General features: G+C 75.0%; 16 protein-coding genes. 3 read left to right on the forward strand and 13 right to left on the reverse strand.

Going from position 1 to position 16,355, the window contains the following annotated elements:
- Nucleotides 1-25: 25 nt before the first annotated feature.
- The 3 genes from LG632_RS07680 to LG632_RS07690 are packed head-to-tail and all read right to left on the reverse strand — an operon-like array spanning nucleotide 26 to nucleotide 2,026.
- A complete protein-coding gene (locus LG632_RS07680) occupies nucleotides 26-592 on the reverse strand; it encodes a hypothetical protein (RefSeq protein WP_226726088.1) in 567 nt (188 codons plus the stop codon).
- A gap of 19 nt (nucleotides 593-611) precedes the next feature.
- Nucleotides 612-1,190, reverse strand: coding sequence for a hypothetical protein (locus LG632_RS07685; RefSeq protein ID WP_226726089.1), 579 nt, complete (start codon nucleotides 1,188-1,190; stop codon nucleotides 612-614).
- A gap of 38 nt (nucleotides 1,191-1,228) precedes the next feature.
- Nucleotides 1,229-2,026 carry a DUF11 domain-containing protein gene (locus LG632_RS07690; RefSeq protein ID WP_226726090.1) on the reverse strand — a complete coding sequence of 266 codons (798 nt, stop codon included), beginning with the start codon at nucleotides 2,024-2,026 and terminating at the stop codon, nucleotides 1,229-1,231.
- A gap of 376 nt (nucleotides 2,027-2,402) precedes the next feature.
- On the opposite strand from LG632_RS07690, the gene LG632_RS07695 reads away from it, so the two are divergent.
- On the forward strand, nucleotides 2,403-4,466 hold the full coding sequence (locus tag LG632_RS07695; RefSeq protein WP_226726091.1) for a SpoIIE family protein phosphatase: 2,064 nt from the start codon (nucleotides 2,403-2,405) through the stop codon (nucleotides 4,464-4,466).
- A 14-nt stretch (nucleotides 4,467-4,480) separates the two neighbouring features.
- On the forward strand, nucleotides 4,481-5,080 hold the full coding sequence (locus LG632_RS07700; protein ID WP_226726092.1) for a dihydrofolate reductase family protein: 600 nt from the start codon (nucleotides 4,481-4,483) through the stop codon (nucleotides 5,078-5,080).
- Nucleotides 5,081-5,132: 52 nt separating this feature from the next.
- Here LG632_RS07700 and LG632_RS07705 read toward each other — a convergent pair whose 3' ends face one another.
- From LG632_RS07705 to LG632_RS07715, 3 genes are all read right to left on the reverse strand, one after another.
- Nucleotides 5,133-7,202 carry an ABC transporter permease gene (locus LG632_RS07705; RefSeq protein ID WP_226726093.1) on the reverse strand — a complete coding sequence of 690 codons (2,070 nt, stop codon included), beginning with the start codon at nucleotides 7,200-7,202 and terminating at the stop codon, nucleotides 5,133-5,135.
- A 94-nt stretch (nucleotides 7,203-7,296) separates the two neighbouring features.
- A complete protein-coding gene (modA, locus tag LG632_RS07710; RefSeq protein WP_226726094.1) occupies nucleotides 7,297-8,088 on the reverse strand; it encodes a molybdate ABC transporter substrate-binding protein in 792 nt (263 codons plus the stop codon).
- 62 nt (nucleotides 8,089-8,150) lie between these two features.
- Nucleotides 8,151-8,546, reverse strand: coding sequence for a TOBE domain-containing protein (locus LG632_RS07715; protein WP_226726095.1), 396 nt, complete (start codon nucleotides 8,544-8,546; stop codon nucleotides 8,151-8,153).
- Between the two features lie 159 nt (nucleotides 8,547-8,705).
- Between LG632_RS07715 and LG632_RS07720 the strand changes: the two genes are divergently transcribed.
- Complete coding sequence (locus LG632_RS07720; RefSeq protein ID WP_226726096.1) at nucleotides 8,706-9,077, forward strand: RNA-binding S4 domain-containing protein; 372 nt, start codon at nucleotides 8,706-8,708, stop codon at nucleotides 9,075-9,077.
- 122 nt (nucleotides 9,078-9,199) lie between these two features.
- Here the strand turns inward: LG632_RS07720 and LG632_RS07725 are convergent, their stop codons facing one another.
- From LG632_RS07725 to LG632_RS07755, 7 genes are all read right to left on the reverse strand, one after another.
- Nucleotides 9,200-10,246: a S66 family peptidase gene (locus LG632_RS07725; protein WP_226726097.1), complete on the reverse strand. Its 1,047-nt coding sequence runs from the start codon at nucleotides 10,244-10,246 to the stop codon at nucleotides 9,200-9,202.
- A gap of 113 nt (nucleotides 10,247-10,359) precedes the next feature.
- On the reverse strand, nucleotides 10,360-10,758 hold the full coding sequence (locus LG632_RS07730; RefSeq protein WP_226726098.1) for a PTS-dependent dihydroxyacetone kinase phosphotransferase subunit DhaM: 399 nt from the start codon (nucleotides 10,756-10,758) through the stop codon (nucleotides 10,360-10,362).
- Nucleotides 10,755-11,360, reverse strand: coding sequence for a dihydroxyacetone kinase subunit DhaL (dhaL, locus tag LG632_RS07735; RefSeq protein WP_226726099.1), 606 nt, complete (start codon nucleotides 11,358-11,360; stop codon nucleotides 10,755-10,757). Before dhaL ends, LG632_RS07730 begins: the two co-directional genes overlap by 4 nt.
- 2 nt (nucleotides 11,361-11,362) lie before the next feature.
- Nucleotides 11,363-12,367, reverse strand: a complete 1,005-nt coding sequence (dhaK, locus tag LG632_RS07740; protein ID WP_226726100.1) for a dihydroxyacetone kinase subunit DhaK — start codon at nucleotides 12,365-12,367, stop codon at nucleotides 11,363-11,365.
- Between the two features lie 137 nt (nucleotides 12,368-12,504).
- Complete coding sequence (locus LG632_RS07745; protein WP_226726101.1) at nucleotides 12,505-13,956, reverse strand: APC family permease; 1,452 nt, start codon at nucleotides 13,954-13,956, stop codon at nucleotides 12,505-12,507.
- A 280-nt stretch (nucleotides 13,957-14,236) separates the two neighbouring features.
- Nucleotides 14,237-15,562 carry a phosphoribosyltransferase family protein gene (locus LG632_RS07750; protein ID WP_226726102.1) on the reverse strand — a complete coding sequence of 442 codons (1,326 nt, stop codon included), beginning with the start codon at nucleotides 15,560-15,562 and terminating at the stop codon, nucleotides 14,237-14,239.
- A 45-nt stretch (nucleotides 15,563-15,607) separates the two neighbouring features.
- Complete coding sequence (locus LG632_RS07755) at nucleotides 15,608-16,246, reverse strand: hypothetical protein (RefSeq protein WP_226726103.1); 639 nt, start codon at nucleotides 16,244-16,246, stop codon at nucleotides 15,608-15,610.
- Nucleotides 16,247-16,355: the final 109 nt, after the last annotated feature.

The following is a 16,355-nucleotide window of genomic DNA, read 5'->3' on the forward strand; positions in this document are numbered from 1 at the left end:
CTGTCCGGCCGGAACCGGGCGGTGTTCAGCAGAACTTGTCGAACGCACTGGTCGCGCCCGCCAGGAAGCCCTGTTCGTAGGCCTTCTCGACCGCCTCGTCCTGGGCCGTCAGACCGGGCTGCTTCTTCGGCTTCGGCATGGCGTTGTCGCAGCTTTCCTGCGCGGCGGCCTTTCCCGCCTTGACGCCGTCGGCGAAGCCGCGGTCCCGGGCGGCCCGGACGAGCTCCTTGTTCGTCTCCTTGTCGGCGCGCACGGCCTTGCAGTGCACGACCGTGCCCACCTGGGCCTGGACGAGGTAGTCGCCCGGCGGCAGCCCGCTCCGGGTGAACGCCCCGGGCGGGTCGAGCCCGTCCAGGTTGCCCAGGCCCTCGAAGTTGCCGCTGCTGCCGCGCAGTCCGGCGCCGCCGGTGCCGACGAAGCCCGTGCCCGTCACCGTCACCGTGGTGCCGTCGTCGGAGGGCTTGACGGTGCAACTGCCCGCCGTGACGACCGCGGAGGGCGCGGCCAGGTCGGCGACGGCGGCCGGGCCGACCCCGAGGGAGACGGCCACGAGCGGGCACATCGCGGTCAGCCGTCGCGTACGGCTCTTCATCGAGCTCGCCTCCGCGGGGTCATCGCCGGGTCTTGCAGAACTTGTCGAACGCGCTGGTCGCACCGGCCAGGAAGCCTTCCTCGTAGGCCTTCTCGACCGCCTCGTCCTGGGCCGTCAGCCCCTGGTTGTGCTTCGGCTTGGGCTTCGAGCCGCGGCAGTTCTCCTGGGCCGCTTCCTTGCCCGCCTTGACGCCGTCCTGGAACCCTTGGGCACGGGCCTTGCGGATGGCGTCCTTGTTCGCCTTCGCGTCGGACGGGACCACCGTGCAGTTCTTGAAGCCTCCCGTGTCGGGCAGGACGACGTAATCGACGTTCTTCTGGAAACGGGTCACCTGGAACGACCCGTTCGCGATGTTCAACGGCTCCGTGCTCTCCCCGTCGTTCAAGGACGCCTTGATGTCGTTGCCCTGGTCGTCCGTCCAGCCCGAACCGCTGATGGTGACGCTCGTACCGGCCTCGTTGGGCTTGACCGTGCAGGTGCCGACGGCGGGGGCGGCGGTGGCGGTCGGGGCCAGGGCGGCCAGGCTCCCCGCCGCGAACGAGGAGACGATCAGGGTGACGACCGCGGTGTGGCGGGTACGGCGGGTGTTCCGGTTCATGGAGCGACCTCCTTCGTGTCGGGGCTGCGCGGTGGCGGTCAGCGGGGAACCGCGATGACGCCGAGGGCCTGGGAGTTGTTGCCGGGGACCGTGTCGCCCTCGGCGCTGATGCTCGCGTGGACCGCGCCCGGCCCCTGGCTCTTCACCGTGGCGAGCAGGGGCACCTGCCCCTTCGCCCCCTTGGCGACCGTGCCGCCGGTGCAGCGGAAGCCGCTGCCCGACGCCGTGCACTGCATGCCGCTGAACGTGCCCGACTCCGGCAGGCGCCGCATGGTCAGGGAGCCGGAGACCTGGACGTCCACGGTCACGCCCGTGGCGTCGGCGCCCGAATTGGTGAAGTGGATCCAGTAGTTGCGGTTGGTTCCGGCCGGCGGGTTGGCCTCCCCCTCGATGTTCGTGATCGAGACGTCGGTGGCCGCCTTGGACGAGCCGGTGGGCTCGGCGCAGACCTGGTTGGACGTCTCGGTGGTGCCGAAGCGGCCGAAGACCCCTTCCTCCGCCGCCACCTTGGTCTCGATGACCGCGCAGTACCCGGTGCCGGGACGCAGCCCGGCGTTCACCGTGCGGACCACCGTCCGGTTCACACCGGGGACCTGACCCGCCACCTGCACCCTCCGGATCTCGCCCCCGCCTCCCTGCGGGGTGAGGACCGCCGTATGGCCGGCGTCCCGGACCTCGGTGTCGCGGAAGCTGATGGTGATGTCGGGCGCGTCCAGTTGCAGGCTGATCAGCTGCGCGGACGACGCCGGTGTGGACAGCCCGAGGGCCAGGCCGCAGGCCGTCCCGCCGGCCACCGACGCCCGGAGCAGCCACCGGGGCCTTGTCGTGCGTCTCATGGGAATCCCCGTTCTCGGCTGGGGGAGCTGGGGGGAGAGGACGGGGCGCCGCGGCCACGCCCGGGCGGGCGTGCGGGCACAGCACGACAGCAGACGCGGGAGGCACCACCGCCGCCTCTCCCATCGTCCCGCCGCGGCCTCGCGCTGTCGAACGGGGGGCGCGGCCGGCTCCCAACCCGGGCTTCCTCGCGCCTCCTTGGTGTTCCGCAGCCGCGGGAACGGCCCGGGGCGGGTCGGGCCGGCGGCCGCGGGCGGCCGTGGCCGGGCGCGGGCGGGCGAGGCGCTGAACGGTGGCGCGCGCCGCGTCACGGGGCGTCACCCTGCGTGACGCGCGTCTGCCTCCGCGCACGGCACCGATCGGTGAGACCCTGGCTGCATGGCCGACAGGGGAGACCCCCCGGAGGTCGAGTGGCCCGCTCGACCGGACCTGAGCCTGGCGCTCAACCGCATGGGCACCTTCGACTGGGACCTCGACGGCGGGCAGCTCCACCTGGACCCCACCGCCCTGGAGGTCTTCGCGCTGCGCCCGGACGAGTTCACCGGCACCCCCGAAGGGCTGCGGACCCGGATCCCGCCCGCCGAGGAGGCCCGGCTCGACGCGCGGGTCGCCCAGGCCCTCAAGGACGGCCGCACCGAGTACGGCGCCTACTTCCGGATCCGCCGGCCCGACGGCAGCACCCGCTGGACCCACATCCAGGGCCACATCCGGCGCGATCCGACCGGCCGCCCGTACCGGATCATCGGCGTGGTCCGCGACGCCGACCTCGACCCGCGCGAACCCGGCGCCCACGCCGAGGCCGACGAGGGCCGGCTGCGGATGACCGGCGTGGTCGAGCGCACCACCGCGATCCTGGCCCACGCCCGCACCGTCAACGACGTCACCGACATCCTCAAGGACCCGGAGGCGCTGAGCCATCTGGGCGCGGTCAGCGTGATGCTCGGCGTCGTCGACGGCGCCCGGATCCACCTGGTCGCCGAGGGCCAGCTGGGCAGCTACGTGCCCGAGATCGAGTACACCCGCATCGACGCCGAGTTCCCGATGAGCGTGGCCGTGCGCACCATGCGGCCGGTGCTGATCGCCTCCCGCGAGGAGTTCGAGCAGCGGTTCCCGCTCCTGTGGCCCTACATCGAACCGCTGTCCGTCCGCAGCGGGGTCTACCTGCCGCTGATCGCGCAGGGCCGTACCATCGGCGCGCTGGGCCTGCTGTACACGCGCGAGGGCGACTTCACCGCCGAGGAACGCAACGTACTGGTGGCGCTCGGCAGCGGGATCGCGCAGAGCCTGCAACGGGCGATGCTCTTCGAGCAGGAGCACGACCTCGCGGAAGGGCTCCAGCGGGCCATGCTGCCGCGCCGGATCCCCGCCGTGGCCGGCGCGCAGATCGCCGTGCGGTACCGGGCCGCGCGCATGGGACGGGACATCGGCGGCGACTGGTACGACGTGATCCCGCTCGGCGAGGGCCGCGTCGGCGTGATGATCGGCGACGTCGAGGGACACGACACGGACGCGGCCGCCGTGATGGGCCAGCTGCGCATCGTGATGCGCGCGTACGTCACCGAAGGGCACACGCCCGGAGCGGCGATGGCGCGGGCCTCGGCGTTCCTGCGGGACCTGGAGACGGAACGGTTCGCCACGTGCACCTACGCCCAGGTGGACCTCAACACCGGCCAGGTCCAGCTGGTCCGGGCCGGGCACCTCGACCCGGTCGTACGGCGCGGCGACGGCAGCTGCCACCGGATCGCGGTCGCGGGCGGCCTGCCGCTCGGGCTGCCGATGCGCGAACTGCCGGGGACCGGCTCGGGCTACCCGGTCACCACGCTGGAACTCCACCCGGGCGACACGCTGCTGCTGTGCACCGACGGGCTGATCGAGCGGCCGGGAGACGACCCGGACAGCGGCCTGGGCGAACTCATGGCGGCCGTGCGCACCGGCCCGACGGACGTCGAGGAACTCGCGGACGCGCTGTGCGACCTGGTCGGCGACAGCGGGGGCGGGGACGACATGGCCCTGCTGGTGCTGCGCCGACGCGGCAGCCCCGGCCCGCGCGGCAGCGGCCCGCTGCGCCAGCACCTCACCCCGGGCGACCCCGAGGGCCCCACCACGGCCCGCCACCTCGTCCGGGCGGCGGCCGCCGCCTGGGGCGCGCCGGAGCGCGCGGACGAGATCGAACTGGCGGCGGACGAGCTGATGACCAACGCCCTGGTCCACACCCAGGGCGGCGGCGAGGTCAGCCTCCGCCTGACCATCGACGGCCGGATCCGCGTCGAGGTCGAGGACACCTCCAGCGCCCTGCCCCGCCGCCGCGAGGCGGGCGACTGGGCGGTCTCGGGCCGCGGCCTGCTCCTGGTGGACCGGCTGGCCGACGCGTGGGGGGTCGAGCCCAGGGGCGGGGGGAAGTGCGTGTGGTGCGAATTCCACGTGGGCCCGGCCGCGTCCTGAGGAAAGGATTGCGTATGCGCAACGTGACGTACTCGATGGCGGCCTCGGCGGACGGCTACGTCATCGGGCCGGACGGCCGCTTCGACTGGACGGCGCCCGACGAGGAGGTCTTCCGCTTCTGCATCGAGGAGCTCCGGGGGGTCGGCGTCCACCTGATGGGCCGCCGCCTGTACGAGACGATGCTGTACTGGGAGACCGCCGACCAGGACCCGACGCTCGACGACGCCGGTCGCGAATGGACCGCGCTCTGGAAGCCGCTGCCGAAGGTGGTGTTCTCCACCACCTTGTCGGAGGTCCAGGGCAATGCCCGGCTGGCCTGCGCAGGCCTGGCGGAGGAGATCGAGCGGCTGCGGGCCGAGCCGGGGGAGGGCGACATCGCGATCGGCGGCGCGACGCTCGCGGCCGGGGCCGCCGCGGCGGGACTGATCGACGAGTACCGGGTCAGGGTCCATCCGGTGCTGGTCGGCGGCGGCGTCCCGTTCTTCGCGCGGCTCGCGCGCCGGGTGGACCTCGACCTCGTCGAGACCCGCCGCGTCGGCCCCCGCGTCGTCCACCTCCACTACCGCGTCGCGCCGGGGGCGCGGCCGGCCCCGGCCCCCGGCAGCCGGCTCTGAGGCCGTCCGCGTCCGGCGGCCCAGGGGCTCAAGCACCGGCCGGCGTGTGGTGTCACAGGGCGACGAGGGTGATCTCCGTGGCCTTGACGCTCGTCCAGACGTCCGAGCCGTCCTTCAGGCCCAGGTCGGCCGCGGCCGCCGGGGTGATCTCGGCGACCAGGTCGGGGGCCTGGGGGGAGGTGATCAGGACGCGGAGCCGGCTGCCTGCCGTGGTGATCTCGCGGACCGTGCCCGGCCAGACGTTGCGGGGGCTGCCCGCCGGGCGGGTGCGGTGCACCGAGACGGCCTCGGGGGCGACGACGGCCAGGGCCTCCGTACCGGCCGGCAGGGTGTCGGCGGTGACCACGTGGCCGCCGCCGGGCAGGGCCAGGCCGTCCGTGCCGGCCGTGCCGGGCCAGGCGTTGCGGCCCAGCATGCGGGCCACCCAGGGGGAGCGGGGGTGCCGGGTGACCTCGGCCGGGGCCGCGTCCTGCAGGGCCCGGCCCTCGGAGAGGACCAGGACCCGGTCGGCCAGCGAGACGGCCTCGACGGGGTCGTGGGTGACGATCAGGCAGACCCCCGGGAAGCCGGACAGGTGTGCCCGCAGGGTGTGCCGGACCCGGGCGCGGGTGGTCTGGTCGAGGGCGGCCAGCGGCTCGTCGAGCAGGAGCAGCCGGGGCCGTGCCGCCAGCGCCCGGGCCAGTGCGACGCGCTGGGCCTGGCCGCCGGACAGCTGGGCGGGCCGGCGGTGCGCGAGGTGGCCGACGCCGAGCCGGTCCAGCCACGCCTGCGCCTCGCTGCGGGCCTCGGCCCGGGGCACGCCGCGGGCGCGCAGCCCGTACGCGGTGTTGGCCAGGGCGGTCAGGTGCGGGAACAGCGCCCCGTCCTGGGGGACCCAGGCCACCCCGCGCCGGTGCGGCGGCAGACCGGTCACCTCGACGTCGCCCAGCCGCAGCTCGGCCCGGGCCCGGGGGGTCAGGCCCAGCAGGGCCCGGAGCAGGGTGGTCTTGCCGGAGCCGTTCTCGCCGACCACGGCGATGGTCGTGCCCGGCGCGGCGTCCAGCGTCAGCTGGTTGAACCCGCTCACCTGGGCCGACAAGGGCCACCGCTCCCCACCGCCGTCGACGTCCGAAGCCGCCCCGGCCGCGCCCGCGGCCGCCGTCGGCGTGCCGGTCCCGGCCGGCGGCGGGTCCGCCGGGGCCTCCGCCTCCGGGGCGGGCCGTGCGTCGCGTTCGGGCGCGGGGGACGGCATGCCGTTCCAGCGCCCGCGCAGGGCGATGAGCACCGCCATGGCGATCGCGAGCAGGAGCAGCGACACGGAGGTGGCGGCCTCGGGGCGGTCCTGGAGCAGCAGGTAGACCTGGAGCGGCAGCGTCTGCGTGGTGCCCGGCAGGTTGCCCGCGAAGGTGATGGTGGCGCCGAACTCACCCAGCGCCCGCGCCCAGGTGAGCGCCGCGCCCGCCACGAGCCCGGGCGCCACCATCGGCAGCGTCACCGTGAGGAACACCCGCACCGGCGAGGCGCCGAGCGACGCGGCCGTCTCCTCGTAGCTCTGCCGCAGCCCGCCCAGCGCCCCCTCCAGGCTGATCACCAGGAACGGCATCGCCACGAACGTCGCCGCGACCACGGCCCCCGAGGTGTGGAACGGCAGGGTGATCCCGAACGTCTCGTCCAGCCACGGCCCGAGCAGCCCGCGCCGCCCGAACCCGAGCAGCAGCGCGACACCGCCCACGGTCGGCGGCAGCACCATCGGCAGCAGCACCAACGACCGGACGAAGGCCTTCCCCCGGAACTCCACCCGCGCCAGCAGCCAGGCCAGCGGCACGCCCATCAGCAGCGACAGCCCGAGCGCCCAGAACGACACGACGAGCGAGAGGCGCAGTGCCTCCAGCACCCCGGGGGCGGTCAAGTGGCTGCCGAGCTCGGTCCACCGGGTGCGCAGCAGGATGCCGACGAGGGGCAGCAGCAGGAACGCGACGGCGAGCAGCGCGGGCAGCGCGAGCGCCAGGGGCGTGCGGGAGCGGAGCCGGACCCCGGAGCGGAGGCGGGCTCCGGAGCCGAGGCGGCCTCCCGAGCCGGGTCGCGGGTGGGGGCGGAGTCGGGGTCGGAGTCGGGGTCGGGGGCGGGGGCGGGTCGTCACCATCGGATCAACCAGGTTCGTCGTCGGTGCCGGGCCTGCCCGCCCGGCGGGCCGGCGGACCGGCCGGCAGGGCGGGCGGCGGGCGGGGGCGCAGCCGTCACGGCTGCTGGAAGCCCGCCTCCTGCAGGATCTTCTGCGCCTCGGGCGAGCTCAGCCAGGCCACGAACGCGGCGGCGGCAGCGGCGTGCTTCGACGCCTTCAGCGGGGCCGCCGGGTAGGAGGCCACGGCGTTCTGGTCGTCGGGGATCTCCACCGTCTCGACCTTGTCCCCGGACTTGGCCGAGTCCGTCCGGTAGACCAGGCCCGCGTCCGCCTCGCCCAGCTCGACCTTCGACAGCACGGCGCGCACGTTCGGCTCCTGGGAGACGGGCTTCACGGTGACGCCCTGCCGGTCCAGGATCTCCTTGCTGTAGCGGCCGACCGGCACCTCGGGCGCGGCCAGGACCACCTTCAGCTTCGTGCCGGCCAGGTCCTTCAGACCGCCGATCTTGTGCGGGTTGCCCTTGCCGGTGGCGATGACCAGGCGGTTCCTGGCGACGATCTGCGCGGTCCCGGTCTCGGCCTTCAGGCCGTCCATGGTCCTGGTGTCGGCCGTCACCAGGGCGTCCGCCGGGGCGCCCTGCTTGACCTGGGCGGCCAGCTCCTGCGAGCCGGCGAACGAGAAGGTGACCTTGGTGCCGGGGTGCGCCTTCTCGTACGCGGCGCCCGCCGTCCTGAAGACGTCGGTCAGCGACGAGGCGGCCAGCACGGTGAGGTTCGCCGGCTCGGCCCCGGCGGAGGCGGCGGACCCGGTGGCGGGTCCGCCGTCGCCGCAGGCGGTCAGGGCGGCGAGCAGCGCGCAGGTCAGGGCGCCGGCCGCGACGCGGCGCCGGGTCACGATGACGGACATGGTGGTGGGACTCCTCGGGATCGGGCTGAAGGCGACCGCATCGCCGTGGGAGGCGCCCCGGCTCAGGCGCGGTCGATGTGCACGCTGGTGGACTTCACGCGGGCGATGGCCTGCATGCCGATCTCCAGTCCGAGCTCCTCGACGGCCTCACGCGTCAGCAGCGAGACCAGCCGGTGGGGACCGGCCTGGATCTCGACCTGGGCGGCCACGTCGCCGAGCTTCACGGCGGTGACGATCCCGGGGAACGCGTTGCGTGCCGAGGTGTACGGCTCCTCTTCGCCGGACTGGGCCCCCTGGCCCACCTCCACGGCGAAGGCGGCCAGGTCGCGGCCGCCGATGAGCCGTCGGCCGCTGTCGTCGCGGTGGGTGGCGACGCGGCCGGCGTCGGCCCAGCGGCGCACGGTGTCGGGGCTCACGCCCAGCAGACGCGCCGCCTGACCGATGGTGTAGTCCTGCATGTGCGCCACCGTAGGGGGCCCAATGGCGCATCTGCAAGTTTGTAGGACCGAAATACATAGCAACTGCGGTGCACTTGTCGCATCGTCCGAGGGGCCGTCCCCCTCCGCGCGCCTCCACGGCCCGCCCCTTCCCCGTCCCCCGGTCGCTAGAGTCGGGACATGGCTGATCACGCAAGCGCACGGGTGGACGCCTGGATCTGGTCCGTCCGCCTCACGAAGACCCGCTCGATCGCGGCCACGGCCTGCCGCGCCGGTCACGTCAAGGTCAACGGCGAGCGCGCCAAGCCGGCCCAGCCGGTACGGGCCGGTGACGAGATCCGGCTCTTCCACGCCGGGCGCGAACGGATCGTCGTGGTGCGGCAGGTGCTGACCAAGCGGGTGGGCGCCCCGGCCGCCGCCGAGGCCTACGTCGACAACAGCCCGCCGCCCCCCAGCCCGGTCGAGGCGGCGGCGGTGGGCGTGCGCGACCGCGGCGCGGGCCGCCCGACCAAGCGCGAACGCCGCGAACTCAACCAGCTCCGCGGCCGCTGACCCACCCCCGCCGAGGCACCGGGGCATCTCCGCGCCCGGGCCCGGTTCTTCCCGCCCGGGGTTCCCGGCCTCTCCCGGGCCGGGGACCTCGGGTGCCTGACCGCGGGGCCCGGCCGGATCCGTCAGTACGTCACCGTGATCCGCCGCGCCACCCCGTCGACCCGGGCCAGGCCGCCGTACGGGATCACCAGTTGCGGGTCGGTGTGGCCGAGGTCGACGTCGAACACGGCCGTCGTCCGCGGGGCGTACGCGGCCAGCGCCCGCAGCACCGCCTCGCGTTGCTCCTGCGCGAACCGCCGGCCCCCGGCCTCGTCGAGGGGCCGGTCGAACGACCATGCCTTCGCCCGGCCCATCAGCAGCGCCGGGAAGCGCTCCAGCATCCCGCGCTCGCCCATGCTCCGCAGGATCCGGAACACCTCCTCGGCGGCCGGCATCTCCTCCGACGTCTCCAGGAACAGCACCTGGCCCTCGTACGCCGCCGGGTCCCGCTCGATCTCCTTGTCCGCCATCAGCAGCCAGGACAGGATCTCCACGTTCCCGCCCCAGGTCCGGCCCTCCACGACCCGCGCGGGGCCGTGCCAGTGCCACCCGCCGCCGGGCCGGGTGGCCGGCTCGGACGCGAAGGTGGCCGGGTCTTCCCAGGGCCGGTCGACGTCGCGGTACCGCTCGGCCGGGCGGAGCTCGTAGGGCCCGGAGGTGAACAGCGCCGCGCGCAGGGACTCGGCCGTCAGCGGGGCGAGCGCGCCGGGGCGGCCGAGCTCCGTCATCACGCACGAGCCGTGGTAGCCGACGATGCCGAGGTTGCGCAGGACCAGGAGGAGGTTGGTGTTGTCGCTGGACCCGAAGAACGGCTTGGGGTGGGACCGGATCAGCTCGCGGTCCAGCAGCGGCAGCACGGTCAGCTGGTCGTCGCCGCCGATGCTGGCGAACACCGCCTTGATCTCCGGGTCGGCGAACGCGGCGTGCAGGTCGTCGGCCCGCTCCCGGGCGGTGGCGCCCATCCGGCGGCTCGCCGGGTACTCGACGGGCACCAGCCCGAAGTCCTCCCGGAGCCGGCGCAGGCCCAGTTCGTAGGGGAGCGGGAAGAGCCCCGGCAGCCCGGAGGACGGCGAGAGGACGGCGACCTTGTCGCCGGGGACGGGCTTGGGCGGATACGCGGGTGTGATCATGGCGCGACTCTAGGCGAGCCCCACCGCCCTCCTCATCCCCATTCGGCTCACCCCGGACCCGGCCCCGCCCCCCACCCGGCTCCCGCCGCAGGCGGGGCCTGGCGGGCGGCCGCTCACACCTTCCGGTACGCGTACGCCTCCCCGGCCGCCGCCACCACCGCGTCCAGGTCCGCCCCGGTCGAGGCGGTGACCACGGCCGCGACCGCGCCCTCCACGAACGGCGCGTCCACCAGCCGCGACCCGGCGGGCAGTTCCTCGTCCTCCAGCAGTGCCTTCACCGTGAGGACCGCGCTGCCCAGGTCCACGAGCAGGGCCACCCCGGCCCCCTGGTCCACCTCCCGCGCCGCGGCCAGGATCAGCTCGGAGCTGGTGCCCAGCTCCCCGCCGGCGGTGCCGCCCGCGGCGGCCACCCGTGCCGTCGCGCCGGCCCCGGCCAGCCCCTGGGCCAGCCGTGCCACCGACTGCGCGACCTCGGCGCTGTGGGAGACCAGCACCACGCCCACCGTGCTCATGAGCCCTCCCCGGCGGCGTCCGCGAGCGCCCCGAGCAGCAGGGCCGACGACGTGGCGCCGGGGTCCTGGTGCCCGATGCTCCGCTCGCCCAGGTAGCTGGCCCGGCCCTTGCGGGCCTGCATCGGCACGGTGGCCAGCGCGCCCTGCTCGGCGGCGTCGGCCGCCGCCCGGTAGGAGGTGGCGAGGGCCGCCACGCCGGGCAGCAGGGCGTCCAGCATGGTCTTGTCGCCGGGCGCCGCGCCGCCCAACTGGGCCACCGCGTCCACCCCGACCTGCAGGGCCGCGCGCAGCTGCTCGTCGGAGACCTCGGCGGCCTCGCCGAGCTCCTTGCCGGCGCGCCGGAACAGCGTGCCGTACAACGGGCCGGAGGCGCCGCCGACCGTGGAGATCAGCGTCCGCCCGGTCAGTTGCAGCAGCGCGCCGGGGGTCGCGGGCGGCTCCGACGCCAGCGCCGACTCCACCGCCGTGAAACCGCGCAGCAGGTTGCTGCCGTGGTCGGCGTCGCCGATGGGGGAGTCGAGCTCGGTCAGCCGGGCCGCCTCGCGCCGCACCACGTCGGCCGCCGCCGCCATCCAGCGCCGGAAGAACTGCGTGTCACGCACGGTCAGCGCCCCCATCGCAGCGCGGCCGTCTGCACGGGCGCGTCCCACAGCCGCACCAGCTCCTCGTCGGCGCGGCACAGCGTGATCGAACAGCCCGCCATGTCCAGCGAGGTGACGTAGTTCCCGACCAGCGCCCGGGCCACCGTGACCCCGCGGTCGGCCAGCAGCCGGGCGACCTCGCCGTGGAAGCCGTACAGCTCCAGCAGCGGTGTCGCGCCCATGCCGTTGACCAGCAGCAGCACCGGCGCGTCCACGGGGCCGATGTCGGCCAGCTCCTCCAGTACGGGACCCAGCGAGACCTCGGCGATCTCCTTGGCCGTCATCATCGCGCGCCGCTCGCGGCCCGGCTCGCCGTGGATGCCGATGCCGAGCTCCAGCTCCCCGTCGGGGAGTTCGAACGTGGGGCTGCCCTTGGCCGGGGTGGTGCAGGCGCTCAGCGCCACGCCGAAGCTGCGCGAGCACTCGTTGACCTTCCGGGCGAGCGCCGCGACCTGGTCGAGGGGCCGGCCCTCCTCGGCGGCGGCCCCGGCGATCTTCTCGACGAACAGCGTGGCACCCGTACCGCGGCGGCCCGCCGTGTACAGGCTGTCGGTGACCGCCACGTCGTCGTTGACCAGGACCTGTTCGACCTGGATGCCGTCCTCCCCGGCGAGCTCGGCGGCCATCTCGAAGTTCATCACGTCGCCGGTGTAGTTCTTGACGACGAAGAGCACGCCCTGGCCGCCGTGCGCCGCGGCCGCCGCCCGGACCATCTGGTCGGGCACGGGCGAGGTGAACACCTCACCCGGGCACGCCGCGGTCAGCATCCCGTGCCCCACGAACCCGGCGTGCAGCGGCTCGTGGCCCGAGCCGCCGCCCGACACCAGGCCCACCCGGCCGCTGTCCCGGGCGTCGCGCCGGGCGACGACCCGCCGCTCCACGTCCACGTCCAGGTCCGGATGCGCGGCGGCCATGCCCCGCAGCGCGTCGGCGACCACGGTCTCGGGGCTGTTGATGAGCATCTTCACGGATCACTCCTCGAACGGTGGGCGGTGCGGCCGCACTCAACATAGAGGCCGCGACCGCTCCACCTCCCGAGGACACGGATCCTGGGCGGGACGAGCGCTCGAAGCGACCGCCGCCACCGCGGTCGGCTGCCCGCCGCCTACGCCACCGCCACCGCGACCGCGTCGGGCTCGCGCGGCTCCTCGCCGCAGTGCTCCGGCCCGGTGTCCTCCGGGACGCTGACCAGCCAGCGCGCGTCCGGGTGCGGGCGCAGGTACAGCGCCCAGTAGAGCGTGGCCGCCGCGGTGATCCCGCCCGCCCACAGCAGGTACTGGGTCTCCTGCTGGATCAGGATGTACGCCATCACCGCGATCAGCAGCACCGGAACGGCGGGCCACAGCGGCATCCGCCACGCGGGCGCGTCGCGGTGGGCCCCGCGCCGGCTGAACAGCGCGGCCACGGCCACCAGCAGGTACATCCCGGTCACCGAGACCCCGGTGACGCCGTACAGGGTGTCCAGGTTGACGAAGCACAGGGCCGCACCCGGCACGCCGACCACGAGCGTGGCCACCCACGGCGAGCCGAACCGGCCCAGCCGGGACAGCGCGCGGTTGACGGGGGCGGGCCAGGCCTTGTCGCGGGCCGAGGCGAACAGCACGCGCGAGTTCTGGATCACCATGACGATGCCGGCGTTGACGATGGCGAGGGCCACGCAGAGGCTGACGAAGGTGCCGACGGCCGAGTTGGACCAGGCGGTGACCATGCCGCCGAGGTCGCCGTCGGCCAGCGCCTGGAGGTCGGGCGCGCCGACGGTGATGGCGATGACCGGGACCAGGATGACGGCGGTGGAGATCGCCAGGGTGGCGAGCACGGTCCGGGCGACGTTGCGCCGCGGGTTCTCCAGCTCCTCCGACAGGTAGACGGCGGTGGAGAAGCCCTGGGTGACGAAGAGGGCGATCGCCAGGCCGGAGACCACCATCATCGCGGTGACGGCCGAGGGGCCGCCGCCCTCGGCGGCGGCGGTGCCGTGCACCAGGGCGTCGGCGCCGCGCTCGCCGTGCGCGAACCCGAGGACGGCGACCAGCGCCGCGGCGACCACTTCGAGGACCAGGAAGACTCCGGTGATCCAGGCGTTGGCCCGCAGGTCGAGGAGGCCGGCCAGGGTGGCGAGCAGCATCACGGCGCCGCCGGCGACGGGCGCCGGGACGTCCACCACCGGGGCGAGGTAGTCGGCCGTGCCCATGGCGATCACCGGCGGCACGATCATCACCACGAGGAGGGAGAGGACGAAGACCAGCCAGCCGGTGAGCCGGCCCGCGAGGGTGGAGACCATGGCGTACTCGCCGCCCGCGCTGGGGATCAGCGTGCCCAGCTCGGAGTAGCAGAACGCGACCCCGATGCAGAGCAGCGAGCCGATGGCGATGGTCAGGGCCGTCCAGGTGCCGAGGTCGGCGAACAGGTCGGGGACGACGACGAAGAGCGTCGAGGCGGGTGTCACGCAGGACAGCGTGAGCAGGGTCCCTCCGACGACTCCGATGGAACGCTTGAGCTTCTGCGGGACGGGCCCGGTGCCGGGCGAGAGGGCCTGCGGGGCGCTGGGGAAGTCTGACATCGGGGCGTGTTCCGATCGGCTGGAGCGGTGAGATGAGCGGGGAGCGGTATCGCCTCCGGGGCGGTGGTGGTCACGGGGTGGTTCTGAGGGCTCCCGGGCCGTCATGGAAGCCCCACCGGATCCGCAGGTCAATAGCCGATCCCCTGCGGATTCCGTCGTTCCGACACGCCGAAACGGCGCCACCCGGTGTTAAGAACGCGTCAATGCGGCATGAACGCGCGGTACGGGAACCGCAGCGGCAGCCCCGAGAATTTTCCTCTGCTTTGCAGGGCGGCGGGTCCTACGGCGCCCCGGCCGCGGCCAGGTGCCGGACGAACCACTCCCGGGCCAGCTCCGCCACGGACTCCAGGGTCCCCGGCTCCTCGAACAGGTGGCTCGCCCCGGGCACCACCGCCAGCTCGTGCGGACAGCGCAGCAGGCCCGCCGCCCGCCGGTTGAGGTCCAGCACCAGCGGATCGGCCCCGCCGACGATCAGCAGCGTGGGAGCCCCTACGTCGCCCAGCCGGTCCTCGGCCAGATCGGGCCGCCCGCCCCGCGAGACCACGGCCGCGATCTGGGCGCCGGGCTCGGCAGCGGCCACCAGCGCGGCCGCGGCTCCCGTACTGGCGCCGAAGTAGCCGACCGGCGAGGCGGAGCGCCCGCGCAGCCACCGCGTGGCCCCGACCAGGCGGCGTGCCAGCAGAGGGATGTCGAATGTGCGGTCGCGCACGCCCGCCTCCGCCGGGGTCAGCAGGTCGAACAGCAGCGTGCCGAGCCCGGCCGCGTTCAGCGCGTCGGCCACCTGCCGGTTGCGGGGGCTGGTGCGGCTGCTGCCGCTGCCGTGGGCGAAGACCACCACGCCCGAGGCGTCGGCGGGCACGGTCAGCAGGCCGGGCAGCACCACGCCGTCGGACGCCACCTCCACCGGTCCCGACCCGGCCGCCGGTGCCGGTCCCGCCGCCGGGCCGCCGTGTCCCGGTCGCCTCGCCGCGCGGCGGTCGGCCTGGGACAGCAGGGCCGCGACCTCCTCGTCGGAGGTCTGGGCGAAGTCGTCGTACCACTGCCCGACGGCCGCGAAGTCGGGCGGTGCCGACAGGCACAGCACCTCGTCCGCCGACCGCCGCAGCCGCTCCACGGCCTGCGGCGCGGCCACCGGAACGGCCAGCACCACCCGGGAGGCGCCCTGGGCGCGGGCCACCTCGCAGGCCGCGGCGGCGGTGGCGCCCGTGGCGATGCCGTCGTCGACGATCACCGCGGTCCGGCCGGTCAGCGGCACCCGCTCGCGGTCGGCACGGTAGCGGGCCAGCCGCCGGTCGAGCTCGGCGCGCTCGCGCCGCTCGACCTCGGAGACCTCCTCGGAGCCCAGGCCGGCGGCCCGTACGGTGTCCTCGTCGATCACCAGGGCGCCGCCCTCGCCGAGGGCGCCGAAGGCCACCTCCGGCCGGTAGGGGACCCCCAGTTTGCGGACGACGATCACGTCGAGGGGCGCGTCCAGGGCCCGGGCGACGGGGGCGGCCACCGGCACCCCGCCCCGGGGGAGCGCGACGACCACCGCTCCGCTCAGGTCCCCCCGGACCACCTCGGCGGCCAGCTGCCTTCCCGCGGCCTCGCGGTCCGTCCAGCGCATAGCTCCATGGTCGGCTCCCGGCGGGCGGCCCGCATCCGGGCGGGATCAGCCTCCGGTGCCGCGCCGGCGGACGCGGGAGCGGCGGATGAACAGCCCCACCGCAGCACCGGCGAGGGCGGCCACGGCCACTCCGGCGGTGGTCACCCACGCGATCCGGCCGGAACGGGAGGACGAGGACGAGGACGAAGGGGAGGGCGAGGGCGAGGGGGAGGTCGAGGCGGCCGGGCCGGTGGGCGCGACCGGGCCCGCCGGAGAGGACTGGGGGGCCGGAGAGGACTGCGGTGCGGCTGAGGACTGCGGGGCCGGGGCGGCGGCCTCGACGGTGAGGTCCCGCTCCGCGCGCCCGAGACCCGGGAAGCCGACCTCCACGGTGACCTTCCAGCGGCCGGCGGGCAGCGTCTCGGCGGTGGTCCAGCCGGCGGGGGAGGCGCCGTCCTTCACCAGCGTCCAGGGACCCGTGGTCCGCGTGCCGTCCTCGCTGACCGCGTTGACGGTCGCGGCCACCTTCCCGTCGACGGCGTCCCCGTCGTTCTCCCAGGTGACGTCGGTGGTGACACGGCCCTCGCGATGGCCGGTGACGACCACCTTCAGCGTGTCCCCGTGCGCCTGGGCGACGGCGGGGAGACCGAGGGCGAGGGCGAACGACAGGGCGGCCGCGGCCGCGGTGGTGATCCGTCTGTGCATGGTGCTGCTCCGGAAGGGGTGAGGGGGAGCGGAAGGAGCGGGCAGGCGGGCCGCCCCGTGAACGGCCCGCCTGCCGGTGGGAGGGGGGCACCCGGTGGTCACACGGCAC

The sequence above is a fragment of the Streptomyces antimicrobicus genome (assembly GCF_020532625.1).
In the GTDB taxonomy this organism is placed as follows: domain Bacteria; phylum Actinomycetota; class Actinomycetes; order Streptomycetales; family Streptomycetaceae; genus Streptomyces; species Streptomyces antimicrobicus.

What these genes read in the sequence shown, in the direction of transcription:
- LG632_RS07680 (WP_226726088.1), bottom strand. Translation starts at nt 592, where the DNA reads ATGAAGAGCCGTACGCGACGGCTGACCGCGATGTGCCCGCTCGTGGCC.
- LG632_RS07685 (WP_226726089.1), bottom strand. Translation starts at nt 1,190, where the DNA reads ATGAACCGGAACACCCGCCGTACCCGCCACACCGCGGTCGTCACCCTG.
- LG632_RS07690 (WP_226726090.1), bottom strand. Translation starts at nt 2,026, where the DNA reads ATGAGACGCACGACAAGGCCCCGGTGGCTGCTCCGGGCGTCGGTGGCC.
- LG632_RS07695 (WP_226726091.1), top strand. Translation starts at nt 2,403, where the DNA reads ATGGCCGACAGGGGAGACCCCCCGGAGGTCGAGTGGCCCGCTCGACCG.
- LG632_RS07700 (WP_226726092.1), top strand. Translation starts at nt 4,481, where the DNA reads ATGCGCAACGTGACGTACTCGATGGCGGCCTCGGCGGACGGCTACGTC.
- LG632_RS07705 (WP_226726093.1), bottom strand. Translation starts at nt 7,202, where the DNA reads ATGGTGACGACCCGCCCCCGCCCCCGACCCCGACTCCGACCCCGACTC.
- modA (WP_226726094.1), bottom strand. Translation starts at nt 8,088, where the DNA reads ATGTCCGTCATCGTGACCCGGCGCCGCGTCGCGGCCGGCGCCCTGACC.
- LG632_RS07715 (WP_226726095.1), bottom strand. Translation starts at nt 8,546, where the DNA reads ATGCAGGACTACACCATCGGTCAGGCGGCGCGTCTGCTGGGCGTGAGC.
- LG632_RS07720 (WP_226726096.1), top strand. Translation starts at nt 8,706, where the DNA reads ATGGCTGATCACGCAAGCGCACGGGTGGACGCCTGGATCTGGTCCGTC.
- LG632_RS07725 (WP_226726097.1), bottom strand. Translation starts at nt 10,246, where the DNA reads ATGATCACACCCGCGTATCCGCCCAAGCCCGTCCCCGGCGACAAGGTC.
- LG632_RS07730 (WP_226726098.1), bottom strand. Translation starts at nt 10,758, where the DNA reads ATGAGCACGGTGGGCGTGGTGCTGGTCTCCCACAGCGCCGAGGTCGCG.
- LG632_RS07745 (WP_226726101.1), bottom strand. Translation starts at nt 13,956, where the DNA reads ATGTCAGACTTCCCCAGCGCCCCGCAGGCCCTCTCGCCCGGCACCGGG.
- LG632_RS07750 (WP_226726102.1), bottom strand. Translation starts at nt 15,562, where the DNA reads ATGCGCTGGACGGACCGCGAGGCCGCGGGAAGGCAGCTGGCCGCCGAG.
- LG632_RS07755 (WP_226726103.1), bottom strand. Translation starts at nt 16,246, where the DNA reads ATGCACAGACGGATCACCACCGCGGCCGCGGCCGCCCTGTCGTTCGCC.